This is a genomic window from Erysipelothrix sp. strain 2 (EsS2-6-Brazil), from assembly GCF_016617625.1.
GTDB classification, from domain to species: domain Bacteria; phylum Bacillota_I; class Bacilli_A; order Erysipelotrichales; family Erysipelotrichaceae; genus Erysipelothrix; species Erysipelothrix piscisicarius.
In genome coordinates this window covers 22,615-47,139 of sequence record NZ_SBAR01000008.1, presented here as the reverse complement: position 1 = coordinate 47,139, position 24,525 = coordinate 22,615, and the positions used below count along the sequence as shown (strand labels likewise).

21 protein-coding genes and 1 pseudogene are annotated in these 24,525 nt (G+C 36.4%); 3 read left to right on the top strand and 19 right to left on the bottom strand.

The window, feature by feature from the left end; genetic code table 11:
* Positions 1-20: 20 nt before the first annotated feature.
* From EPJ89_RS05925 to EPJ89_RS05850, 16 genes are all read right to left on the bottom strand, one after another.
* Complete coding sequence (locus EPJ89_RS05925) at positions 21-596, bottom strand: GNAT family N-acetyltransferase (RefSeq protein WP_331836464.1); 576 nt, start codon at positions 594-596, stop codon at positions 21-23.
* 280 nt (positions 597-876) lie between these two features.
* Positions 877-1,440, bottom strand: coding sequence for a Maf family protein (locus EPJ89_RS05920; RefSeq protein ID WP_125163786.1), 564 nt, complete (start codon positions 1,438-1,440; stop codon positions 877-879).
* 29 nt (positions 1,441-1,469) lie between these two features.
* Positions 1,470-2,195, bottom strand: a complete 726-nt coding sequence (locus tag EPJ89_RS05915) for an NYN domain-containing protein (RefSeq protein WP_125163787.1) — start codon at positions 2,193-2,195, stop codon at positions 1,470-1,472.
* Positions 2,196-3,530, bottom strand: a complete 1,335-nt coding sequence (locus EPJ89_RS05910) for a sensor histidine kinase (RefSeq protein WP_200542493.1) — start codon at positions 3,528-3,530, stop codon at positions 2,196-2,198. It lies immediately after the preceding gene.
* Positions 3,527-4,183 carry a response regulator transcription factor gene (locus tag EPJ89_RS05905; RefSeq protein ID WP_003775921.1) on the bottom strand — a complete coding sequence of 219 codons (657 nt, stop codon included), beginning with the start codon at positions 4,181-4,183 and terminating at the stop codon, positions 3,527-3,529. The genes EPJ89_RS05910 and EPJ89_RS05905 overlap by 4 nt, the downstream gene beginning before the upstream one ends.
* A 10-nt stretch (positions 4,184-4,193) precedes the next feature.
* The gene (gene glmM, locus EPJ89_RS05900; protein WP_161637222.1) at positions 4,194-5,516 is read right to left on the bottom strand and encodes a phosphoglucosamine mutase; all 1,323 of its coding nucleotides are present in this window, start codon (positions 5,514-5,516) and stop codon (positions 4,194-4,196) included.
* Positions 5,517-5,529: 13 nt separating this feature from the next.
* A complete protein-coding gene (locus tag EPJ89_RS05895) occupies positions 5,530-6,921 on the bottom strand; it encodes a CdaR family protein (protein ID WP_161637224.1) in 1,392 nt (463 codons plus the stop codon).
* Entirely contained in the window at positions 6,902-8,062 is a 1,161-nt protein-coding gene (cdaA, locus tag EPJ89_RS05890) for a diadenylate cyclase CdaA (protein ID WP_125163791.1), read from the bottom strand. The genes EPJ89_RS05895 and cdaA overlap by 20 nt, the downstream gene beginning before the upstream one ends.
* Before the next feature lie 122 nt (positions 8,063-8,184).
* On the bottom strand, positions 8,185-9,867 hold the full coding sequence (locus tag EPJ89_RS05885; protein WP_161637226.1) for an ABC transporter ATP-binding protein: 1,683 nt from the start codon (positions 9,865-9,867) through the stop codon (positions 8,185-8,187).
* Positions 9,854-11,548 carry an ABC transporter ATP-binding protein gene (locus tag EPJ89_RS05880; RefSeq protein WP_161637228.1) on the bottom strand — a complete coding sequence of 565 codons (1,695 nt, stop codon included), beginning with the start codon at positions 11,546-11,548 and terminating at the stop codon, positions 9,854-9,856. The genes EPJ89_RS05885 and EPJ89_RS05880 overlap by 14 nt, the downstream gene beginning before the upstream one ends.
* Before the next feature lie 87 nt (positions 11,549-11,635).
* The gene (locus EPJ89_RS05875; protein WP_200549247.1) at positions 11,636-13,579 is read right to left on the bottom strand and encodes a DUF2207 domain-containing protein; all 1,944 of its coding nucleotides are present in this window, start codon (positions 13,577-13,579) and stop codon (positions 11,636-11,638) included.
* Between the two features lie 42 nt (positions 13,580-13,621).
* Positions 13,622-14,176 carry a LemA family protein gene (locus tag EPJ89_RS05870; protein ID WP_161637231.1) on the bottom strand — a complete coding sequence of 185 codons (555 nt, stop codon included), beginning with the start codon at positions 14,174-14,176 and terminating at the stop codon, positions 13,622-13,624.
* Positions 14,177-14,312: 136 nt separating this feature from the next.
* A complete protein-coding gene (gene smpB, locus EPJ89_RS05865; RefSeq protein WP_237558307.1) occupies positions 14,313-14,753 on the bottom strand; it encodes an SsrA-binding protein SmpB in 441 nt (146 codons plus the stop codon).
* On the bottom strand, positions 14,728-16,917 hold the full coding sequence (gene rnr / locus EPJ89_RS05860; RefSeq protein WP_200549243.1) for a ribonuclease R: 2,190 nt from the start codon (positions 16,915-16,917) through the stop codon (positions 14,728-14,730). The genes smpB and rnr overlap by 26 nt, the downstream gene beginning before the upstream one ends.
* Positions 16,918-16,947: 30 nt before the next feature.
* Positions 16,948-17,175 carry a preprotein translocase subunit SecG gene (secG, locus tag EPJ89_RS05855; RefSeq protein WP_125163795.1) on the bottom strand — a complete coding sequence of 76 codons (228 nt, stop codon included), beginning with the start codon at positions 17,173-17,175 and terminating at the stop codon, positions 16,948-16,950.
* A 246-nt stretch (positions 17,176-17,421) separates the two neighbouring features.
* A complete protein-coding gene (locus EPJ89_RS05850) occupies positions 17,422-17,628 on the bottom strand; it encodes a helix-turn-helix domain-containing protein (protein ID WP_013852454.1) in 207 nt (68 codons plus the stop codon).
* Positions 17,629-17,927: 299 nt separating this feature from the next.
* Between EPJ89_RS05850 and EPJ89_RS05845 the strand changes: the two genes are divergently transcribed.
* Both EPJ89_RS05845 and nrdG read left to right on the top strand, forming a co-directional pair.
* The gene (locus EPJ89_RS05845; RefSeq protein ID WP_161637237.1) at positions 17,928-20,279 is read left to right on the top strand and encodes an anaerobic ribonucleoside triphosphate reductase; all 2,352 of its coding nucleotides are present in this window, start codon (positions 17,928-17,930) and stop codon (positions 20,277-20,279) included.
* Positions 20,269-20,814 (top strand): anaerobic ribonucleoside-triphosphate reductase activating protein, encoded by a 546-nt coding sequence (gene nrdG, locus EPJ89_RS05840; RefSeq protein WP_161637239.1) that lies wholly within the window; start codon positions 20,269-20,271, stop codon positions 20,812-20,814. The genes EPJ89_RS05845 and nrdG overlap by 11 nt, the downstream gene beginning before the upstream one ends.
* Before the next feature lie 196 nt (positions 20,815-21,010).
* Here nrdG and EPJ89_RS05835 read toward each other — a convergent pair whose 3' ends face one another.
* The gene (locus EPJ89_RS05835) at positions 21,011-21,742 is read right to left on the bottom strand and encodes a tyrosine-protein phosphatase (RefSeq protein ID WP_125163798.1); all 732 of its coding nucleotides are present in this window, start codon (positions 21,740-21,742) and stop codon (positions 21,011-21,013) included.
* 245 nt (positions 21,743-21,987) lie between these two features.
* Here EPJ89_RS05835 and msrA point away from each other — a divergent pair, with 245 nt between their 5' ends.
* On the top strand, positions 21,988-22,521 hold the full coding sequence (gene msrA / locus EPJ89_RS05830) for a peptide-methionine (S)-S-oxide reductase MsrA (protein WP_161637241.1): 534 nt from the start codon (positions 21,988-21,990) through the stop codon (positions 22,519-22,521).
* Between the two features lie 383 nt (positions 22,522-22,904).
* Here msrA and EPJ89_RS05825 read toward each other — a convergent pair whose 3' ends face one another.
* Both EPJ89_RS05825 and EPJ89_RS08785 read right to left on the bottom strand, forming a co-directional pair.
* Positions 22,905-24,173 carry a glucose-6-phosphate isomerase gene (locus tag EPJ89_RS05825; protein ID WP_237558329.1) on the bottom strand — a complete coding sequence of 423 codons (1,269 nt, stop codon included), beginning with the start codon at positions 24,171-24,173 and terminating at the stop codon, positions 22,905-22,907.
* Positions 24,174-24,197: 24 nt separating this feature from the next.
* Positions 24,198-24,521: pseudogene (locus EPJ89_RS08785) on the bottom strand (S1 RNA-binding domain-containing protein); the annotation flags it as partial.
* Between the last annotated feature and the right edge of the window lie 4 nt (positions 24,522-24,525).

The following is a 24,525-nucleotide window of genomic DNA, read 5'->3' as shown; positions in this document are numbered from 1 at the left end:
ATTTCGTCGAGATTTTTTATTTATTCTACATACAACTTGGTATACTTTTCTAACAATGCCTTGGGTAATGTAAAACCATACATTTCCTTAATTTTGAAGCCAACATCAACCGCATCCACATCTTTCGCAATGGGTAGATAAAGAAGATTATAGATAACACCATAAGCTTCCCATGTATACTCTGTTACGACCGAATCATTTTGTTCATAAAAATCAATACGCTTCGTTCGAATAATACGATCATCCTCTGTTTCCGCTTTATCCGGTCTTTCACTCTCAATGAGTAACCCGTCCACATCAAGTGTCTCCCGTATTTTCTGTAAGAACAACGTACCGATTCCTTGTCCTCGTCTTGCTTGGGTAACAGCATAATAATCTAAAAGTGCAACGCGTTCATCTTCATCCGTAATAAAGTTTGCATAAGCGAGTACACGTTCATCTTCAACCATGACTAAAACGGAGTAACGTCCGTCTTTAAACATCCGTTTAATACTGTGTAACGATCTCAATTCATCATCTGGGAAATCGTTGATCATAAAATTGTTGTAGATGGGAATGAACGCCTCATAATCCAATTCTTTTATTTCGTAATCCACATTAATACCTTCTACTTTCATTCTCTATGTATATCATGACATATTGAGCAAAATATGCAAATGCGTAAAAAAAAATAACGAATGAATCGCTATTTTTATTGTAAATAAAAGATGCCCCACGCACCTTCTATTCCTTCATTTGAAAGGCATGATAGTTTTGCTACCAATAGTTATTACTTCCTAACAATACCTTAGTTTATTGAAATTTAGGTTAAATATGGTATAAAAGTTATAATTTTTGATATAAAATGCATAAAAAAAAACGAATTTCTTCGTTTTTTTACCACTCGTTGTGGATTAACTCTTGATTTACTTGAGATATTGGAAGTCCCATTACCGAGTAGAAATCTCCAATAATTGACTTCACAAATACAGAACCAAACCCTTGTATACTGTAACTGCCAGCTTTATCTAAAGGTTCTTTAGTAGCAACATAAGCATCAATTTCTGCTTCTGTTAGTTCAAAGAATTCAACTTCAGTTTTTACTGAGAATACACGTTTGCATTCTGATGAAACAAGACATACACCTGTAATGACGTCATGTTTTGATCCGGATAATTTCATTAATGTATTTTTTGCGTCTTCTTCATTTTTGGGTTTTCCTAGGACTTCTCCATTGAACACAACTACGGTATCCGATCCTAAAACAACACAATCTTGATAGTTTTCAAACACACTTAATGCTTTCTCTTCAGATATTCTTTCAATTTGCTCCTCAACTGTAAGTGATAAATCAAGGGTCTCATCACTGGTTGGTGAAACAACATTAAAAGCCACCCCAAGTTTCGTTACTAATTCACGTCTTCTTGGTGATTGACTCGCTAAAACTAATTTCTTATGCATACAAATCCTCTTTTCACTTATATTATAAACTATTTGTTTCGGATGTACACATGTTTAACATTACTATTTGGAATCCTTCTTTCGTCGATGTCAAATTGTCCAAGTGCTTTGATGAGCGGGGTTAGTTGGTAATAACCATAATTCCGAGGATCAAAATCCGGTTGCTTTTTCATAATTAAATTCCCTAAATCCCCCATAAAAACAAAACCATTATCATCTGCGAGATCATTTACTGATGAAGCAATCAGTTGATGTAATTTATTTTTCTTATCAACTGAAAGTTTAGTTTTAGAATCAACACGCTCCGTTTCAACCAAGTCAATAATTTCTATATAAATGAATTTATCGCATGAAGCAATAAAAGCGCTTGGTGTCTTCTGTTCGCCAATACCGATAACATACTTGCCCGCTTCTCTTAAACGCACCGCTAAACGCGTAAAATCGCTATCAGAAGAGACAATGCAAAAGGATTCAACATTTCCTTCATACAAAATATCCATCGCGTCAATAATCATCGCGGAATCGGATGAATTTTTACCTGTTGTATAGGAGTATTGTTGGATTGGTGTAATTGCATGTTCCAATAAGTGGCTTTTCCAACCTGAAGCCGTTTGTTTCGTCCAGTCTCCGTATATTCTTTTAACGGTTGGCGTACCATAACGTGCAACTTCTCTTAATACACCGCCAATATTAGCATATGGAACGTTCTCTGCATCAATCAGTACAGCAATACGTGAATCAATTTTTTGTTTCATTTAAATTCCTGCCTTTCTAATTTCAAAAACTACGCCTTCATCGACGTTTGAAGCACTAACGACATAACCATAATTTGTCGCTACTTTATTTACAATAGAGAGCCCCAGTCCAAATTGACCTCCCTCTCCCTTTTCATAAGCATTAAAAATTTGTTCTGTTCGGTTTTCATTAATGGTCGAACCATCATTGTATACGGATAAATAATCATTCTTTAATGTAATCACAATTTTGGTTTCTGCGTAACGTAATGCATTATCAAGAAGATTTTCTACCACAACACGCCATGGTTCTTCCGTTCCAAAAAACACATTCTGTTCTTCTGCATTTAAAATTAAGTCAATTTCTGGTCTTATTTGACTTGAAGAAACGATTACAGATTCCATTGTTTCTCGCAGTTCAACATTACTATCCTGATCAATTTGTTCGTGGGTCATATAATCCATCCGATTCAACATTAATAGATTATAGACTTTTTTCTCTAACCGGTCAGCATGTTGAATAATAACATCCACTGATTTTTCAAGTGTTTCGTAAGGATACACGCCGTCTTTAATCGCTTCACTGTATGATTTAATTGTTGCTATCGGTGTTTTAAGATCGTGAGATATATTTTGAATCATCTCTTCTTTTACACGTTCTTGCCGCTTTAACTCTTCATTCATTTCGACGAGAACATCTGCCAATTCTCCGATTTCATCATGACGCTCAATATTCAATTCCGCATCCTCATTACGTTTGATTTTTTCGATGTACGCACGAATTTGATTTAAAGGATGGATAATATAACTTACCCATACAAGTAACAGTAAAAATACAACACCGATGATAATTAAAATCATATTAATTACGTTATTAAGTAATAACGATTTAAACTCATTTTGGTAATTTCGAGAAATTAGTGTCGCAATGCTAGCTTGTTTATCAGGGATGTTTGTAATTGTATAGAGGCTACTATCCTTAAAACGATAGTTGATGCTCTGTTCCAACTCAACTGCATCCATTTGAATTTTAACTTGTTTGAGTAAATCGACATTAATCAAACTTAAACCATTTGATTTGATACTGCCATCTTTGTTACGAATAACATGGATAATGTTTGGGTCATTAGCTCCATATAAATCGACATCATCTAAGCCCCGTTTATAGTTATAAATAACATTCTGTTGCGTTCGATGAATTAAGTCATACATTTGCTTATCCACAAACTTATCGATATTCAGTGATAACGCTCCAAAAAAGAATACTAAAAAGAAAGCAAACGTAAAAACAACAATTGCAATTAATTGCTGTGTTAACGATAGCTTTCTAATAAACTCACGAATATTTCTCATCATCCAAGACGATATCCAAATCCGTATATTGTTTGTATATTAAGACCAGGCATTTTTTTTCGAAGACGTCTTAAGGTATCATCAACAACTCGATCTGACCCAAAATAATTGGTTTCCCATACATGAACAAGAATTTGTTCACGTGTAAAGGCGACACCTCTATTTTTGACGAAAAGCATCAGGAGATCAAACTCTTTTGTTGTAAGTTCAAGTTCATAGCCATCTTTGCTCGCTTTACGTTGTTTCTCATCAATGACATAACCATCAACTTCGGTTTGAAGATCTTGATTATAAGAACGTTTAATAATGTTATTAACACGCAATACCAATTCCTTGGGCGAAAAAGGTTTTGTAATGTAGTCATCACTTCCCTTTTCCAAACCAATGATTCGATCAAACTCTTTATCTCGCGCAGACATAAAGATTACAGGTGTTGCAGGTGAGTGCATTTTTATCCGTTCAATCAAGTCAAAACCACTCTTATCATCAAGCATAATATCCAAAATCCAAAGATGAACATCATCATCTTGGACATGAGCATTTGCTTCATCATATGTATAATAAGAGCGGACTTCATAACCAGCGTTTTCTAAATAACTTTTGACAAGCTCATTTAAATCTTTTTCATCTTCTACAATACTGATCACATATTTCATATTATCACCCTTACTCAATGTTATTGATTACATTAATCATATCATTGACATAGTGTTCACACAAATCATCTGTTTGTGCTTCAACCATGACGCGGACAAGTGGCTCTGTACCTGAAGGTCTTAGAAGCAAACGACCTTCATCACCAAGTTCATGATGAATTCGTTGCTCTGCTTCTTTAACTGCTTCATGGTTCATAACTGCTTGTTTATCATTAACACGAACATTTTGAAGAAGTTGTGGGAATCGAATACATTCCGAACCGAGCTCTGCTAATGTTTTTCCAGCTTTTGATGCTACTTCCGCAATAACAAGTGCTGTAAGTACACCATCACCTGTTGTCGCATAGTCTTTTAAAATAATATGTCCCGACTGTTCTCCGCCAAGTTTAAAATCATTCTCATTCATCGATGCATAAACATGCTTATCACCAACGTCTGTAGTAATTACATTCAAACCCGATTTTTGACATGATTTTAAAAACCCTAAATTTGCCATAACAGTTGATACAATTGTGTTTTCTTTAAGTTGCTCTCTTGATTTAAAGAAACGACCAAGAATAAATAAGATTTCATCACCATCAACCATTTCACCTTTATGGTTAACTGCTAAACAGCGGTCTGCATCACCATCAAAAGCAAATCCCATATCTGCTCCTAACTCTACGACCTTTGCTTGCAATGATTCGGGATGTGTTGATCCACATTCCGTGTTGATATTAATCCCATCCGGATTATTATTCATCACAGTCACCTGAGCGCCTAAATCTTTAAACAGTCTTTCCGCAGAAGATACAGCCGATCCATTTGCGGTATCAAGAACAATTTTTAATCCATCAAATCGCACATCAATTAAAGATTCGAGATATTGAATGTATGTTTCTAATCCTTCCGGAAATTCCACTACACGTCCAATTTCATTGCTTTGGGCAACATCGATGGAAATTTCACCATCGATGTATGCCTCAATTTTTTCTTCTAATTCTGCCGATATTTTCATACCCGTCGAAGCAAAGCATTTTAAACCGTTATCGTAGTAAGGATTGTGACTCGCAGAAATCATTACACCTCCTGCGAAGCCTTCGTTTTTTACTGCATATGCTAGTGCCGGTGTAGCACAAACACCTAGTAGATATACATCAGCACCCATTGATGTCGCCCCTGCAGCAATTGCACTTGCGAACATTCCTGACGAAAGTCTTGTGTCTTGTCCAACTACAATTCTCTGGCCTTTAAACGAGTAACCCAAGTATTGTCCCACTTTAATTGCAATATCTAAACTCAGAGCATCATTCGCTTTACCGCGAAGTCCGTCTGTTCCGAAATACTTACCCATAAATACTTACCTCTTATTTTCTAAAACTAAATACTGCCGTTTCTTTTGTTGATTTAACTGAGTAGAGTGACGATGTTGGATCGTTATACTCAACATAAAGTTTCACTTCTTGATTATCACCTGGTTCAATGTCACGCATATCAATATATACTTTAACGTTCTCAGGTTTGAATTTCTCAATATTTTCTTTGGTTCCAAATACTTCTAGAGATGTTGTTGTCGCAGTCTTTTGATCACCCGAAGTACCTGGTGAGATTTTTAACTGGTTGACATTATGAACAAATAGAATTGGAATATCATCAAATTTCTTAGTTTCCCCTTCACCGAGTTTGATATCAAAGTTAACTTTTGAAACCGTACCATGACGGACTCCTGAAGGAAGACTAATATTATGAACGAGTTTCGTATCTTTTGTTAAACCGCTCGCTTGAATTGGAACTTTTATTTCTTCAATACTATCAAGTACCGATTGCTGTGCGTAAATTGTCATCGCTTCATTATCCATCGATAGCGATGCAATTGCCTTACCTTCCGGAATATCACCTTGGAAGACGGGTTTAATCGGAACTGTTTTATTCGGTGATGTTACATCTACCTTCGCTTTGACAGTCTTCGGTAGTACGTCAACAGTTGTTAAGCGTTCTCCTTGTTGATTGTATGCAACGATTTCTGCGTCTGTTGTGAACTGTTCAGTTTGTCCACTTACATCAATCAATGCTTTTACAAAAGCAACTTGAGCCATTGTTTCTTTCGAGGCTTTAATTGTAACATCTTGTGTTTCGAGCTCAGGAGTACCTAAGACATATTGGCTTCCGAGTTTATTTTGGTTTACAAATTCTGTACTTAAGGTCATACGTTTTGCCTCTTTGATTCGAATTGTAACATTCGCAGAGGCTGGTGTTATCGTTGTTCGAATTCGTGCAGACGTAATATTTGTTTTGTAATTTACTTGATGTGTACCTTCTGCAAGTCCACTTAAGTCAAGTTCAACCTTAAGATCGTTTTGTGGGTTTACCATTGATATATCACTATAATCCCCAAACACAATCACATCAACCTTTTCATCAAAGTCCACAACTTCATACATTTCAGAGTTATATTTTACAACAACTGGGACATCTGGAATTTGACGTGCTTGGTTCACAGGTGATGGTGTTGAAGCAGAAACATTGAATGCAAAATAAATAAGCAATGCGACTGCAAACGCAACAAGTTTAGCGTGTCGAGGGTTAAAGAGAATACGGTCAAACCATGCACTTAACCAACGTAAAACGCGTAAAAATGCATCGCCGACTGATTCCGTTAGATTCGTAATTTTTTCAGATCGTTCTGCGATAATCTGCGCAAGCTCAAGTTTATCCTCAGAATCAAATTTTTTATTCTTTTTATCTTTCTTCGGACTCATTTGGCTCACCTCCTTCATCGTTTAGTTTATCGGATGAATTCGTATCATCTACGGTCGTTACGGGATCCACATTTTCGGACGTTTTTGATTCATCTTCTTGAGGAGCACTGGTTTCGCTACCTATTACAGCTTTAGCGTCATCTCCAGTTTTATCTTTAGCATCGTTATCTTTAGGTTTCTTTTTGAAAATACCCATTAATTTTGAAAAGTCTCTCTTTTCAGCATTTGATTCTACAGATTCAGTTGATTTAAGGTTTAAATCTGAGCTATCAACTTTTTCAATCTTAATAGGATCAACATTTAATTTTGATAAGTTAAACTTACGCTGTTTACGATGAGCACCTAAGCTTTGACTTACTTCTTTTTCGCTATTTTGGATTAACAAATTGAGATACTCTCGAAGACTTGCTGCATCCATTTCGCGAAGTTTTCCACCCTCAGCAATTGAAATTGTCCCTGTCTCTTCAGAAACAATAATTGTTACGGAATCGGTAACTTCACTTAATCCAATTGCAGCACGATGGCGTGCACCATAGCGCGTTGGTAAATCTTGAGCGGTTGGTGGGAAATATGCAGATGCACATGCAATTCGATCCCCTTGAATAATTACAGCACCATCATGTAAAGGCGTCGACGTAACAAAAATTGAACATAAAAGTTCAGAAGTAACGGATGAATTAATTGGAGTTCCTGTTTTAATATAATCCGCTAATGAATGCCCTTGTTCTAGTGTGATAAGTGCACCTGTTTTGCGTTCCGCTAGCACTGTTGCAGCATCCACAAGTTCATCCACAAGTTTTTCCTTTTCATTACCTGATAAAGAATGGAGCGCAGAAAAAACAGATGTTTTCCCGAGTCGTTCCAACATTGCTCGAATTTCTGGTACAAAAATAATGACTACGACCAAGAATCCATATTGAATCAATAGATCGAGTAGCGCTTTTAATGTAGTGAGACTTAGTTTATGAGCAACAAAACGCATCGCAATGATTAATACGATACCTTTGAAAATTTGAACAGTTCGAGAGTTGTTTCTAACAATTCTCAGAATGTAATAAACCAAAACCCAAATAATTGAAAAGTCTACGATAGCCTTTAAACTATTGATAATTGATTGAAATGTTATTAAGGCGAATGGCATAAGAACCTCCTTATTCTCATTAATTATATCACGCTATCGGTGAATATTCATGACTGTCTATAAGAATATCATATTTTGTGTTTTTATTAAATATATTCATAAGATTGTCACATAACTTCACATCAGTACTGACTCGTGTAGAGTTCATAATAAAAGCCTCTAAGTTCCATCAGTTCCTCGTGTGTCCCTTGTTCGACAAGCCTTCCCGATTTCATAACAAGAATCATATCTGAGTCTGTTACCGTTGAAAGTCTATGTGCTACAAAAAATGTTGTGTGAGATTTCATAATCTGGGTGAAGACATTTTGAATATGTCGTTCCGTTACAACATCAACGCTACTTGTTGCCTCATCGAGTATAATGATTGGAACATCCATTAAAAGAGCACGCGCAATTGTAATAAGTTGCTTTTGACCTAAAGATATATTTTGTGACCCCAGTTTTATAGGGGAATCGTATCCACCATCAAGTGACATAATATAATCATGACATCCCGCTTGTTTTGCCGCACGAATAATTTCTTCCTCCGTCGCTTTTTCATTGCCATAAGAAATATTCTCACGGATTGTACCCTCAAACAGCCACGGATCTTGTAAGACAATTGACATCGTCTGACGAATACTTGATCGAGACACATCATTTACTTCTAATCCATCAATGAGTATTGAGCCGGAATCTGCATCATAGTATCGCATCAATAAATTTAGCAGTGTCGATTTCCCCGCACCGGTAGGACCGACAATCGCAACTTTACTTAAAGGATTTATTTGTAAATTAAGATTTTCTATAATGGTATGTTTTCCATCATATGAAAAATTAACATCTTCAAATGCAACTGTCTTTCCTTCTAATTTTGTTTCTTGAAGACAATCTACTTCGTTTGTTTCGTTAAAAACCTTTTGTTGCCGCTGATAACTTGCTTTCGCTGCAATAATTTGCGAAATAATTGCGCTGAATTCATTAAACGGTTTTGAGAACATCATCGAATAACTCAAAAAGCTTGTCATCAACCCTACTGTAAGGGTGTTATTTAATACGCCGAAAGCGCCCGTTAATCCTAATAAAACATAGGATAAGTTGTTCATTAATCGAGTTGTCGGGTTGGTTAATGCAGACATGAATTGTGCTTTTTCACCAACCTTGTTTAGTTCATTGTTAATATTTGAAAATTCTTGAATGGCTTGGTTCTTGTAATTACTTGTAAGCACAAGATGATAATTGTCTACAAATTCAGAGGTTTTACCGCTAAGTTTCCCGGAAAGCTCTTGTTGTTTTTGGAAGTAGCCAAACGATTTTCGAGAAATTAATTTCGAGGTAAAATAAACGATTGGCACCATCACAAATACCACCAGACTCATTACTAAGTTAATACGAATCATGTAATAAGCTGCAACCAAGACTACGAAGACACCACCTAAAAACTGTGTCAACAAAAGATACATTCCATCAATAATCAGTTCACTATCCATAACAAATAAATTTTGAAGATCTCCATGCGCATGTTGATCAATAAATGAAATTGGTAAGTGCGTAATTTTCTTCATGAGATCACTTCGCAAATTTGATACGAATCGAACTGAAAAACGATTCGCCATACGGTTTGTCGCCCAGCTCAAAATAAAGTGCATAAAATACGCCACCGCGGTGTAGCTTAACATTTTTGTGGCAAATTGGAGATCGACATTTTGATATCCCACCATGCCATCTATGGCTTTTCCTAGGAAATATGGAGTTATAACCAAGGCGAAGCTCGAAATGATGCTCGCTAGGACACATAACAAAAGAAGTTTTTTATTGTTTCTCATCATTTCCCTCCTCTTGCAATGCGTTGATGCGTCTGTATAAATCACAGCTCTCTAGAAGCGTTTGATGGTTTCCTTGTGCGATGATGACGCCGTTATCGATCACAATAATATTTTCAGCGTTCATAACCGAACTCGTCCGCTGACTAATGATGATTTTGGTACTTTCCCCATAATAACGTTCTAAATTTTCACGCAAACGCTTATCTGTGAGGTAGTCCAACGCACTGAATGAATCATCAAAAATTAGGAGGCCTGGATTTTTCGCAAGGGCTCTTGCGATACTTAGACGTTGACGTTGGCCACCGGATAAATTCGTTGCACCTTCCTGAATTTGAAAATCTAAACCTTTATCAATTAATTCTTTCCCTTCAGCATGATGAAGTGCACTCACGACATCTCGCTTCTGTTCCATTTCTATGTTCTCCTCCATTGTCAAACTTAGAAATGAAGCACTTTGAGAAACATAACCAATATGTTCTCGTAATGAATCTATAGAATAAACCTTAATATCTTGATTATTAATTTGAATGCTTCCCTCACTCACATCATATAAACGTGGCAAGAGTTTTACTAAACTGCTTTTACCACTCCCGGTGAGACCAATAATACCTAATGTTTCTTTGGGTCTGATTTTTAGATTGATATCTTTGAGTACATTTCTATTGGTATTCGGATATGCAAACGATACATTTTGAAATTCGATGTCCAAGGGACCAGCATATAGACCTTCTTTCCCTGATATATCCATACTGGACTCTAAGTGTAAAATCTCATCAACGCGCTTCTTAGAGGTATACCCTCTAGCAAAAATCATCACGAGGTTCATAAAAACGATGAGGGTCATAACAAGTTGAGTACAATAGTTAATAACGGCAACCATTTGGCCTTGTGTCATGAATCCTTCATTGATTTGGAGTGCTCCAGAATAAACTAATACCACAAGAACGAGATTCATCATAAACGAGGTAAGCGGGCTTGATAGGGTAGACACAAAACCAACTTTTAGTTGTTTCTGTTCTAAAGACTTATTACGACGTGAAAAATTATTAATTTCTCTCTCAGTCTGAGAAAAAGCACGAACAATTCTTACACCACTAAGATATTCTTTAACTTTTTGACCGACTTGATCAAGTTTAGACTGTGCATCAAGATGATAGACCATCGAAAAACGCATAAACAAACCCACAACGATAAGAAACAGAGGAAGCGTAAACAATAACTGCTTTCCAAGTATTGGGCTAAGATGGTAAAGCGCATAGAGGCTTCCTAACATAATCATGGGTGCTCGAACCGCAAGCCGAATGGTCTTAGCAATCATTTCCTGAATTTGATTCACATCCGTTGTAACACGCGTTGTGAGCATTGAACTGGAAAATAAATCTGTATCACCAAGTGATAATGAATTAATTTTTTCAAACAACGAAAGACGAATACGCCCTCCTACCTGCTGTGATATTTGTGATGCCAAATATTGGCAGACAATTGATGATAAATAACCCAAAATTGTAAACAGCAGCATGAAACCACTTATTTTATAAATATAGTTTAAATCATTGCCCACAATTCCGACATCAATTAACTTGACCATCAAAAGTGGCAAGAGCAGTTCAAAAACTGCCTCAATGAACTTAAAGATGATCGCGATAATTGTTTTAAATTTATAGCCTCTAAAAAAATCCATCATAACCCCCTATATACATTACTAATATTATACCTCATATTTTATTTTCCTGAGTATAAAGAAAAAAGCATCTCTTACGAGATGCTTTTACCAGCTTCCACCACCGGTACCGCCAAATCCTCCTCCGGAGAATCCGCCACCGCCGCCAGAGCCAAATGACCCGCCACCACCTGAAGAGGCAGTTGGTGCAGGTATTGAAACCATAGAAGCCTGTAATGTATTCATCGATCGACTCAAAGAATGCCACATATAGTATGTAGAGAAATTCGGTTGAGATGAAATATACCAGTCCGGTTGTTGGATTGCAATGGATTCAAATTTCTTAGACCAAACATCCGTTACACCCAGAACATAAGCATATGGAAGGATATCATAGAAGATTTCAGGAGTTTCTTCAGCCAATGCTTCAAGACGACTTTGCTCCGCAACCTCAATAAAGCGCTTGAGCCCTAGAATCTGTCCATACCATTCTGAACCGATTTTTGTTCTTCGGCCCATATTCGCAACACTTACAACACTTATTAAGAAAAAAACATACGCCAAGATCATTGGAAGCGGATTTTTAAAACCCCATCCGGTTGCGATGGTCAATGCGACGGTCGCAATTGCGCTTATGATAAAAAACAATAGGGACATACTCTTAGGTTTTCGAGTTCCCGCAACACCATCAAATGACGTAGCGTAATAACCAAAAATTCCGAGTACCATAAACAAACTATATCCCATTATCCCAAAGATATACGCATCATCCTCAATACCCATACGTGCATAACCTACTGATGCTAAAACGATTGCAATACCAATGGGTGCCACAAACATACCGATTGTTTTTAAAACAGTTGAAGATTTCGAAAAAATACGTTCTTCTTTATTCTGTCTGAATCTCAGTGACAAGGATGCCGTAGCATTACTAATTACGTTCCCAAATTTTGTATTGAGTTCTTTCGTTGTCACTTCTTCTCGATTTTTAAAGAGTGCATTAAATACACGCAATTCTTCACGATTGCGGACATCCGATAACTCAGCAATTTTTGTTAATTTTATATTCTTTCCTTTTTCATCCAATTCTTCAATTGTTAGATAGCCCTTAGATGCCCAGTAAATGATTAACGAGACAATATCATTGGCCTTCGAATAACCGCGATAAACGTATCCAGTTTCAGCACTCGAAAGTCCGTAAGGCGCACTAAATTCAACCGTATCCACAATTGGATATTCACGACCGTATTTGAAGAAAAGTATAGCCATGATTAGCGCTAACACGCCCGATATCCCAACAGTAATTGGGGTCTTATCGAAAATTGGAAAAACGAAATAGTTATGAGGTAAATCCAACCACACACTCAACGCCTCTTGATAAAGGGGTTGATTAAAGGATCCTGTGATTGTTGTTCCATCTACTTTGTATTCCACTGGTAGATTATGCGCTGTTGCATAAAACTTGGGTGTTGCATCAAAAGACTTTGGCATTTGGATTTTAAATGAAGTTTTCATCATTGGAAAATCCCAGTACTGTGTAATTAAGTTTTGATATAACAAATCACCTTGTTCTAATTCTAAGTCTCTTGTGTTAATCACATACGAAAATTCATAGCGTTGAGAACCTTGTAAAAATTTCCCGGGTGTCCCAATTTTTAACACTGCACCATCACTATTATGATCTATCTCCACATCACGATTTTTCACACGAATGTCAGAGGTCGGAAATACATAATCTTTAGGACCATTACCAAAATCATAATCGTTATAGCGGTCCGCTATTGTAACAAAAATCCCTTGTCTTGGTTCATGAAAATATGCATCCAATACAATATTAACGTTTATACGACCATCTTCTTTGACATCTAAAGCGATATCAAACGATTCTCCGACAACTGGAAAACCATAATCTTTATAATGATTCTGAATATCAGAAGAAGTAGGACTCGGTAAGCTCGCGACTTTACTCCTTGTTTCATTTGCTGATAAAGGAGTGATGAATAATGTTAGAGCGAGTACCATTGCAAATATTAACTGTTTTATACGCTTCATAAAAGAATCCTCCTTATAAAAAAAGGGAGTAACCTCCCTCAATTAGAACTGAACTTTAACGTTTTGACGTTCTGTCTCATTATCAACTTCATAAAGAGGTTTACGTGCAAATCCGAACATATTCGCAAAAATATTTGTAGGGAATGTTTCACGTTTTATATTATATTGACGTGTAACACCATTATAGTACTTACGGGATTGTGCAATTTCTGTTTCGATCGTTTTAAGTTGACCTTGCAAATCCATAAAGTTTGTATTTGCTTTAAGATCAGGGTAGCTTTCTGTAAGCGCAAATAGACGTCCCATCGTTTTACTTAAATCACCTTCAGCAGCTAACTGTTCTTCCATACCTTGAGCATTTACCGCTTTATTTCGTGCTGCAATGACATTTTCAAGTGTATCTTTTTCATGACCTGCATATCCCTTAACCGTTTCAACGAGGTTTGGAATTAAGTCATAACGTTTTTTCAAATATACATCCATTGTTGAGAAAGCTTCCTCAACCATATTTCGAAGTTTAACTAATCCGTTGTAAGCTGAAATCGCAAACAAAGCAATTACAACTACAATCGCTAAGATTATCATCCAAAGTTTCATATTCAACACCTCCATGTGTTATCTTGATAGTACAACTTAATCAGAAATAAGTCAATAAATCCTCTAGAGCATTCGTGCATTTCTAAATTTGTAACCAATCATTCCTCCCCTAAAAAAAAAGAAGCATAAATGCTTCTTATCGTTTCATCGCTTTCTCAATGTCTCGTTTAATACTTCGTTCTTTTTCAACTTGGCGTTTGTCAAAGAGATGCTTCCCTTTTGCTGTCGCAATTTCAAGTTTAGCACGACCTCGTGATAAATGGAGATCTAACGGAACAATTGTGTACCCTTGAAGTTGTTGAGCTTTAACAAGTTTTTCAATTTCATGTCGATGCAACAATAACTTACGCTCGCGGGTCTCATCATGATTAAATCGATTTCCTTGTTCAAACTGAGCGATATGCATTCCCTTAATATAGGCTTCACCGTTAACAATCGAGATAAAGGCATCTTTTAATTGAACCTTACCTTGTCGTACAGATTTAATTTCTGTACCTGTTAGAACAATACCCGCCTCATAACGATCTTCAATATAATATTCATGAAATGCTTTACGATTTTTTGCGACGACGGTCATTAATTCTTCGCCCCTTTCGCTTTTCTTTATATTTTGTTTCATTCGGACGTTCATTGCGCTTGAAACTGTCCTTGTTTGAGTTTGGTTTACGACGACTTATTTTCTTTTGACCGATGATCTCAAAATTAACAACATGTTCAAGCTCATCAACCGAAACAAGTTTTACTTTAAGTTTTTGACCAATTGAGTATGTTCTTCCAGTTCGCTCACCAATCATTTTTTGTGAAGGGCCATCAAAGGTATAAAAATCATCATTTAAATTTCTAACATGGATGAGTCCTTCGACTGTATTGGGGAGCTCCACAAAAATTCCAAAATTACTAATCCCGCTAATGAAACCAACATACTCTTCGCCAATTTTATTAGACATAAATTGAGCTTTTTTAATCTTCTCAACTTGACGTTCTGCATCTAAAATCGAGCGTTCTTTATTCGACACATGCAAACCAGCTTCAATCGTAAACTGCTCATCTTTTTCTAATTTAGAAAAATCATGTTTAACAGCATATTGTTTGATTCGTTGGTGTAGTAATAAATCAGCGTAACGTCGTATTGGAGATGTAAAGTGAGTATAGTCTTCTAGGGCGAGACCAAAATGGCCAAGCGGTTCTTGACTGTACTTCGCTTTGGTCATCGAGCGCAACATAAGACGTGATACAACAGGATATTCTGGTTTCCCTTCAAAATACTTCAATGCTTTTTGAATTTCTTTAGGTCTTATCTCTTCTAAATTCCCTTTAAGGCGATAACCGAGAATACGAAGTGTATGACTTAACTCTTGCATCTTTTCACGGTCAGGTGCTTCATGGACACGGTATAATACTGGAATCGATTGATAACGGCAGTGTTGTGCCACAACCTCATTCGCAATAACCATAAAGGATTCAATCATCTCTTCTGCTTCACCACGTTCTCTTAAGAAAATATCCAATACATTTCCTTCGTGATCAATAACAAACTGACTTTCGGCGCTATCAAAACCAATTTGACCTGCTTGATTACGCTTGTATTGAAGACGTCGTGCACAATCGAGCATCATACTTACCATATCTTGAACTTCACCAAGATCGGGTGATGTATTTACCTCTTTATAGCTCATACGACGTTTGGAACAAATAACAGACTCATAAATGTTATAGTCAATAATTTCCCCTGCATAACTGATATCCATCTGACATGTCATCGTCAATCGATCGACGTTAGGATGAAGCGAACAAATACCGTTAGAAAGTTCTTTTGGCAACATTGGGACCACACGATCAACCATATAGACTGAGGAACTACGTTCATAGGCACTTCGATCTAAAGCAGTTTGAGGTTGAACATAATGGCCAACATCCGCAATATGGACATAGAGACGGTATCCACCGTTTAATGCCTCCATATAGATCGCATCATCCAAATCTTTCGCATCTTCACCATCAATCGTAATAACATATTGATCACGATGGTCCATACGATGTTTCGTTTCATTTTGATCAATTTCAGTCGGAACATTCTTCACTTCATCTAAAACTTCTTGTTTAAACTCATTATCAATGCCATAAACAAAAAGAACACTTAGAACATCCATTCCTGGTTCATCCGCTTGACCTAACACAGAAATAATCGCTACATGAATGCGCTCACCAACTGAAGTGATACGGCCAATACAACGATCATTTTCCTTCAAATCATGATTCAATGGATCATACTCAACTTTAAATGTAATTTTGTTATCATAAGGAATAAAGAATAATTTTTTTCCATCTTTTTTCATCGTACCTAAAATTACATCACGGTTTCGTTTTAATGATTTAATCACAACCCCAAATCGTTTTTCATTGCTTTTAATTTCGAAGAGTACATCATCCATATCGAGCGCTCCATTAAAATCATCTTTCCCGATATAAAATGAATCACTTAGTGTTTCCGCAAACGCAAATGTTTCTCGGACAACACGAAAAGAACCAATACCATACTTCACATTATCAATATAGTAAAGATTTTCACCATCGATGACAATCTCTTTACCCAAAGACATTTCTTCAAGTACCTCATTAATTTCATCAACATTTAATTTTTTGTTTTCAACTACGCTCTCTATAAACGTACTTAACAACACTTGTTCTTTTAATGACTCCAACTGAGTCTTTACTGCTTCATAATTTTTATATTTACTCATAAAAATAAAAACCGCTTTAAGCGGTTTCTCCTATACTTGTGTTTTTAGGATAAACAAAACAAGAGCAAAGAATATAATTCCTGCACCCATTGTTAGATTAGAGATAACCTTCTCAGCACCACGTTCTTTTGTGTTCGAGAATAAGTCCAATCCTTTTCCGCCTGAGAAAGCGCCTGTAAATCCTTCTGATTTTCCACTTTGTAATAGAGATAAAACAATTATAACCGCAGATATGATTAGTAATAATACTTTTGCCATAATATCCAACCTTTTCTATCTTTTCTAGATTAATTTTAACAAATATTCATTCAAAATACAATTTATTCTTATATATACCAAAAACACCTTATGCTATTCCAACATATATGTCAATCATTCTAACCGCTACATAAATAATATTATCCATATTATTAAACTATCCTTATATATATAATAAAAACCAAGAGATCACCCTCTTGGTTTTAAATAAGTATCACGAATCGATAACCCCTCACCCATTCACCACTAGATATCATAAACAAACTCCAAGATATCGCGTGGTTGACACTTCAATTCTGTGCAGATGGCGTTCAAGGTTGAAAACCGAATCGCTTTGACACGAGAATTTTTTAATTTCGAAAGGTTCACTTCAGAAAGCCCTGTACGTTCCGACAACTCTTTTAGAGTCATTTTACGATCTGCCATGACCCGATCTAGTCTTACAATTATCACTTCGTCACCCCTATCTTTCTAATTTGATTATATCACACAATGATAATCATCATATATTTTCACGATTTTCATTTATACACTGTATAAGGCATTATAACCTAAAAAAACAAGAAAAAACATGAATGTTTCTTGAATTAATAACGATTATCATTAAATATTATACGCTTTTACTTGTGAAGTAGTGTACTAATCGATTGCGACCCCATTTCATCTTGGCAAGATTTCTATCTAAATGTATGATAGATATACAAGATAATCATGGATAAAAGTCCGTGATCAAAATACTGTAGGAGGTAAAAATGGAAGGATTAGAACACCTAGATAAAATCACGATACTAAAGCGTGATAATCAAAAAATGAAATTTAATGGCGAGAAAATTGCAATTGCAATCAAAAAAGGTTTTGATTCACTCGAATCAAATAAATATTCAAACGATGATGCAAACCACGTCTACATGGAGGTTTTAAAACAAATCGAAGAAATCGCAGTGCATGAAGACTATATTTCCATTGAACATATTCAAGACTTAATTGAACGTGAACTACTCCGTCAAAATTATACTGATGTTTACGAATCATTTTCCCAATACCGTAATCGTCGAAATGAATCACGAAAAATTTTCATCTCTAAACAGCATAAATTTTTGAAGGCAATTGAAAAATTAAACCAAAAAGAGGCCGTCGATGAAGATTCCAAGCGTGAGAATGCTAATGTTGATGGAAACAGTCCAATGGGGATGATGTTGCAGTTTGGCTCAACCGTTTCTAAAGAATTCGCAAAAGCTTATCAAATGAGTGAGGATTACTATGAAGCCCATGATGCTGGACAAATTCATATTCATGATATGGATTTCTTACCCATGGGAACAACAACCTGTAACCAAATTAATCTGGAACAACTCTTTGAGGATGGCTTTTCAACAGGACACGGACACTTACGCAAACCAAAGGATATCATTTCGTATGCCGCATTGGCCGCAATCGCAATTCAATCAAACCAAAATGACCAACATGGAGGACAAAGTATTCCTGCATTTGATTATTATATGGCTCCTGGTGTGCTTGCGACCTTTAAAAAACAATTCAAACAAAAGCTTTATGATTTTTTAGAAATAACAGAACACCTCGACGAAGTTGATTTTTCGAAAGTTATTAAGCATATTGACCAGCTGCCATCAATCACCGTTGACATCCAAGCGTTTGAACCCCTCATGAAAAAGAATGATGTCTTAATGAACTTGGTGGATAAGGCTTATGATAAGGCTCTAAGAACTACTGATCGTATTACATTCCAAGCAATGGAAGCATTTATCCACAACTTAAACACCATGCATTCTCGTGCAGGTGCTCAAGTTCCATTTAGTTCAATAAACTTTGGAACGGACATAACACCTGAAGGTAGAATGGTTATGGAAAACTACCTTAAAGCACTTGATAAGGGACTCGGTAAGGGGGAAACACCTATTTTCCCAATCTCCATCTTTAAAATTAAGGAAGGTGTCAACTACTATCCTGAAGATCCAAACTATGATTTGTTTAAACTTGCAATTAAAACATCCGCAAAGCGTCTTTTCCCAAATTTCTCATTTATTGACTCACCATTTAATAAACAATATTACAAAGATGGTCGTTATGAAACTGAAATCACGTATATGGGCTGTCGTACACGTGTAATGGGAGATGTTACAGATCCAGAACACGAAGAAGTAACCGGTCGTGGTAACCTAAGCTTCACATCTATTAATCTTGTGAGACTTGGAATCAAGCATGGAATTCTGAATCATGACGAGCCGGACTTTGATGGTTTCTATAAAGAACTTGAACACCTTATGGAACTTGTGAAAGATCAATTGCTTGAGCGTTTCGAAATTCAATGCAGTAAATCCGTATCGAATTTTAAATTTTTATTGGGTCAAGGGGTTTGGAAAAATTCAAAAGATCTTAAGCCTAAAGACAACCTACGTAAAGTATTAAAACACGGTTCACTTGCATTTGGATTTATCGGTCTTGCAGAATGTCTAAAAGCGTTAACGGGTGCACATCATGGTGAAAGTCCTGAGTCCCAACGTATTGGACTTGAAATCGTTGGATTTATGCGTGATTTAGCCGATAAATACACTGAAGAAGAACAACTTAACTTCTCACTCATTGCAACTCCAGCCGAAGGTTTATCAGGTCGATTTGTTGGTATTGATCGTTCAATTTTCGGATCAATTCCAGAAGTTACTGACCGTACATACTATACCAATTCATTCCATGTTCCTGTTTATTATGATATTTCTATCAAAGATAAATTGGCAATTGAAGCACCTTACCACGCACTCACAAATGGTGGTCATATCACTTATGTAGAGCTTGATGGGGACACGACCCAAAATCTTGAAGCATTTGAAGAAGTCGTGCGTATGATGCATGACAACGAAATTGGATATGGTGCAATCAACCATCCCGTTGATCGCGATCCAATCTGCGGTTATACAGGAATCATTAACGAAGAATGTCCAAGTTGTGGACGACTTGAAAACGACGGTGATTATGGATTTGAACGCATCCGTCGGATTACCGGGTATCTTGTTGGGACTCTAGATCGCTTTAATGATGCAAAACGTTCTGAAGAACACGACCGAGTTAAACATCGCTATGAAAATTAGATTGGCTTCATTTATTTCAGACTCCATTGTGGACGGTGAAGGGATACGCTCTGTAGTTTTTACACAGGGCTGTCCTCACAACTGTCCTGGATGCCATAATCAAAGGTCCATTCCTTTCGATGGTGGTGAGCTTATTGAAGTTGACGAAGTGATTCAACAAATTCTTCGAGCTGATTTAAAACGAGTGACCTTTTCTGGTGGTGAACCCTTTGTCCAGGCTGAACAACTTTATTTCATTGCGAAAAGACTAAAAGAAGAAGGCTACAACTTATGGTCATACAGCGGTTACACCTTTGAAGCACTCTTACGTCATCGAGATCCTTTTGTACAAAAATTTCTTTCACAATTAGACATTCTCATTGACGGACGCTTTTTAATAAAAAAGAAAAACCTCGCTGCGCTGTTCAGAGGTTCTACAAACCAACGAATTATTGATGTTCAAGCATCACTCCAAAAAGGTGAGGCCATCATCGCCGAAAAATACCGTGATGAATTCTCAGAAAAAACTGAACGGGTAAACGATATCTTTATATAAAGAAAGCACCTTAGCGAACTAAGGTGCTTCTTTTATATTAAGGGGAAAGAATTCTGTATGAATATTATTATTGTTGTTATTCATAAGGGGATATGAATATTTTGGAGAAGAGGTTCATACAGGTAAGATTTCTTCTTACACCTAGAGTATACAAAATAATTGTGTTATTGATACTCTAAAACTATGTTAGATTATGTTATCGCTCAGTGTAACGATCGCGCATCGCTGCAAGTTTATCAGCATCCAATCCATACTCTTCTTCGAAATAGGATTCGTATGATCCATATTTTTCAAGGATAGCTGAAAGTGCACTCTTTAAATAGCCCGGCTTAATAATGAGTCCTGGAACTTTATATAGTAATGTTTCCACAGTACGTCCTTCTTTAAGACGACGCACTTCGTTTTCAAAGATTGCGTCATAAGCTTCCATAGAAAGCATGTAATCATAAATAATTGCATCTTCATGCATACCGAGCGCTAATTGGATTAATGCAGTTGCGACACCGGTGCGATCTTTTCCAGCAGTACAATTATGTAAGTAAGGAACAGCATTGTCTTCCTGTAACACTTTAAAAACATTTTGATATGCAGGATTTGAAAAAGGTAATTTTTCGTAAAACTCAATCATACTTTCGGAAGATAAAACAGTATACGGAACACTTGGATCTTCTTCAAACCCTCCAAGATGTAATGATGCGGAAATATCATGAACATTCTTTGCAAGTCCTTCTTTACGTTCATCCTTATCCAACTCTGTTGGTTCTCTAAAATCATGTAAATTTTGAATGTTTAATGTTTTAACGTAAGCACGATCCGCTTCTGTCAAATCACGATATGAACCAGAACGATAGAAAATACCCGTCTTAATTTTTCGGCCATCTTTTGTCGGGTAACCACCAAAATCTCTAAAATTTATTAATTCACTCATAGTAATTCCTCCATTTAAGCATTGTATCATAAATCACGTTTTAACGTAAAATTAACAATTCCTTCATCATATTATAACGATTATACACTATATTACTAAATAGAGCACACGCTCATAGAATACAATCGACTCCATGATCGTATTCTATCCCAGCATAGACCACTGGGTTTAAGGCACTTCAAAGTGCCTTTTGCTTTAGAAATACACTGGAGTTATGGTATCTTTTAACCATAGGAGGTACTACAATGAGAAATCCATATACACGAGAATTACGAACAATATTTGTAGCCGGTGGCTGTTTCTGGGGAGTTCAAGAATATTATAAGCGGTTAAAAGGAATTGAGAATACTGCTGTGGGTTATGCAAACAGTAATCAAGAAGACATTTCATATCGTGATGTTTGTTCAGGTAACACAGGGGCCGTAGAAGCTGTAATGATTCAATACAATCATGCAGTCATCTCTCTTGATGCAATCGTCGATCACCTTTTTCGAATTATCGATCCTACCAGCCTCAACAAACAAGGTAATGATATCGGGACACAATACCGTACTGGAATCTATTTTGAACACGAGAGTGATCACGAACATCTTGAATCCCTATTAATTGCATATCAAGAGCAATATTCAAAACCACTTGCAGTTGAAGTGCTTCCACTTTTAAACTTCACAAGGGCTGAAGAAGAGCATCAAGATTATCTAGAAATGAATCCTGGTGGATATTGTCACATTGACTTTTCACGTGCTAAGAAAACTGAGTTAAAAGAACAACAAAATTGATAACGTGTTTTAGATTGAATTTGTGGAAGTTTATTATTATTTTCACATATTTGTGCTGTTCGTGTTTAACACGATACAAATAGAGGCTGATTGTGTCTGAATTCATGTTTTTGTTGATTCACATAATAAATCCTACTATATAATATTCTTGTGAATTAGATTTTGATTTAATTCAGTATGATATCATCTTTGGTAGGATGATTGATTCTAATACTCAAATCGTTTAATCTCATCTAAGTTATCGATTAAACACAACTTCCTTTTTCAACAAAAGGTTTAATTAAGGCAATTGTGCCTGTCCTTAATTAGAAAATTCCCTTCAACTTCAATTCGAATGGAATCATAAATAAATAATAAAAAACCACCAGATTGGTGGTTTTTTATTATTTACCTAAAAGCTTAAACATGTTTTTCTTATAAACTTCAACACCGGGTTGATCAAATGGATTCACATCCAACATATACACCGACATTGCAAGTGCTTTAAAGAAGAAGTACATCGCATAACCTAAGTTCTCTTCATTGGCTTCATCAAGATGAATAAGAACATTGGGCACACCACCTGTTACTTCATGTGCCTCTAAAGTTCCTTCGAATGCTTTCTCATTAATCCAGTGCAAACTCTTACCAGCCAAATAATTCATTTGGTCTAAGTCATCTTCTTCAGTCGGAACGACCATATCAGCAATAGGTTTATCCACAAGAACAACAGTCTCGAATAAAACTTTATTCCCGTCTTGAACAAATTGCCCCATTGAATGAAGGTCGGTTGAGAAGTTTACACTTGCAGGTAACAAGCCTTTTCCGTCTTTTCCTTCTGATTCTCCAAAAAGTTGTTTCCACCACTCCGCAAGAAACACAAGGTGTGATTCATAACTAACAAACATTTCCACTGATTTCCCTTGCTTCTCAAGCATACGACGTACAACAGCGTATACATATGCAGGGTTGGCAGATAAATCAGGATTATTTAACTCAAATGTTGCTTTCTTAACACCAGCCATAAACTTATCAATATCTAAGCCAGCTGCTGCCATTGGTAATAATCCCACAGGTGTAATAACTGAGAAACGACCCCCAATATCATCTGGGATTACAAACGATTCATATCCCTTGGCATCTGCTTGGGGTTTTAAAAGTCCTCGTTCTTTGTCCGTTGTTGCATAGATACGTTTAGAAGCATCTGCGCCATATTTCTCTTCCATAAATTGACGAATCATTCTAAATGCTAATGCTGTTTCGGTTGTAGTACCGGATTTGGAAATTACATTACATGCAACTTCTTTATCTTTAATATAGTCTAAAATACGAACTACAGAAGTTGATGAGAATGTATTCCCAACATAAATAATCTCTAAATCATTTTTTGGGAAAGGCCCTTGAATCATTTCAATCGCCGCACGACTTCCCAAATAAGAACCGCCAATTCCACAAACAAGTAAAACGTCAGCTTGATCTTGAATGCGTTTTGCACATTCTTTAATACGTGCAAACTCTTCAACATCATAGCGTTCTGCCCAATCAAGCCAACCCAGGTAATCATTACCTTTACCGCTTCGTGAATGAATCATTTCATGAATACGACTCACATCGTCTTGATAACTTAATACATCTTCTTCTAATAAAGCATGTTTTAAATCTACTCTAATCATTGGATTCTCCTTTTCCGATAACCACTGAGGCATCATATCCGCAAGCGTTTCAAAGCCAATGGAATCACTTGGGACTAAAGGTCTCTTGTGATCTTTTGACTGACGATCTTTACGTGAAGAGTAATTCAATGCTTTCAACGAGAGTCGTAATTGATGTGGTCCTTCACTCACATCAATTATTTTCGCAATGATACGTTCACCTTGGCTCACAAATTGGCGAATATCACGCACAAAATCATCTGAAATTTCAGATATGTGAATTAATCCAGTTGTATTTTCATCGATTGAGACAAAGGCTCCATAAGGCTGAATTCCTGTAATGGTCCCCTCAACAATCTGTCCGTTCATATAC

Excerpts from the sequence above, each read along its gene's own strand:
- EPJ89_RS05920 (WP_125163786.1), bottom strand. The coding sequence starts at position 1,440 with ATGCATAAGAAATTAGTTTTAGCGAGTCAATCACCAAGAAGACGTGAA.
- EPJ89_RS05915 (WP_125163787.1), bottom strand. The coding sequence starts at position 2,195 with ATGAAACAAAAAATTGATTCACGTATTGCTGTACTGATTGATGCAGAG.
- EPJ89_RS05910 (WP_200542493.1), bottom strand. The coding sequence starts at position 3,530 with ATGATGAGAAATATTCGTGAGTTTATTAGAAAGCTATCGTTAACACAG.
- EPJ89_RS05905 (WP_003775921.1), bottom strand. The coding sequence starts at position 4,183 with ATGAAATATGTGATCAGTATTGTAGAAGATGAAAAAGATTTAAATGAG.
- glmM (WP_161637222.1), bottom strand. The coding sequence starts at position 5,516 with ATGGGTAAGTATTTCGGAACAGACGGACTTCGCGGTAAAGCGAATGAT.
- EPJ89_RS05895 (WP_161637224.1), bottom strand. The coding sequence starts at position 6,921 with ATGAGTCCGAAGAAAGATAAAAAGAATAAAAAATTTGATTCTGAGGAT.
- cdaA (WP_125163791.1), bottom strand. The coding sequence starts at position 8,062 with ATGCCATTCGCCTTAATAACATTTCAATCAATTATCAATAGTTTAAAG.
- EPJ89_RS05885 (WP_161637226.1), bottom strand. The coding sequence starts at position 9,867 with ATGAGAAACAATAAAAAACTTCTTTTGTTATGTGTCCTAGCGAGCATC.
- EPJ89_RS05880 (WP_161637228.1), bottom strand. The coding sequence starts at position 11,548 with ATGGATTTTTTTAGAGGCTATAAATTTAAAACAATTATCGCGATCATC.
- EPJ89_RS05875 (WP_200549247.1), bottom strand. The coding sequence starts at position 13,579 with ATGAAGCGTATAAAACAGTTAATATTTGCAATGGTACTCGCTCTAACA.
- EPJ89_RS05870 (WP_161637231.1), bottom strand. The coding sequence starts at position 14,176 with ATGAAACTTTGGATGATAATCTTAGCGATTGTAGTTGTAATTGCTTTG.
- smpB (WP_237558307.1), bottom strand. The coding sequence starts at position 14,753 with ATGACCGTCGTCGCAAAAAATCGTAAAGCATTTCATGAATATTATATT.
- rnr (WP_200549243.1), bottom strand. The coding sequence starts at position 16,917 with ATGAGTAAATATAAAAATTATGAAGCAGTAAAGACTCAGTTGGAGTCA.
- secG (WP_125163795.1), bottom strand. The coding sequence starts at position 17,175 with ATGGCAAAAGTATTATTACTAATCATATCTGCGGTTATAATTGTTTTA.
- EPJ89_RS05845 (WP_161637237.1), top strand. The coding sequence starts at position 17,928 with ATGGAAGGATTAGAACACCTAGATAAAATCACGATACTAAAGCGTGAT.
- nrdG (WP_161637239.1), top strand. The coding sequence starts at position 20,269 with ATGAAAATTAGATTGGCTTCATTTATTTCAGACTCCATTGTGGACGGT.
- EPJ89_RS05835 (WP_125163798.1), bottom strand. The coding sequence starts at position 21,742 with ATGAGTGAATTAATAAATTTTAGAGATTTTGGTGGTTACCCGACAAAA.
- msrA (WP_161637241.1), top strand. The coding sequence starts at position 21,988 with ATGAGAAATCCATATACACGAGAATTACGAACAATATTTGTAGCCGGT.
- EPJ89_RS05825 (WP_237558329.1), bottom strand. The coding sequence starts at position 24,173 with ATGATTAGAGTAGATTTAAAACATGCTTTATTAGAAGAAGATGTATTA.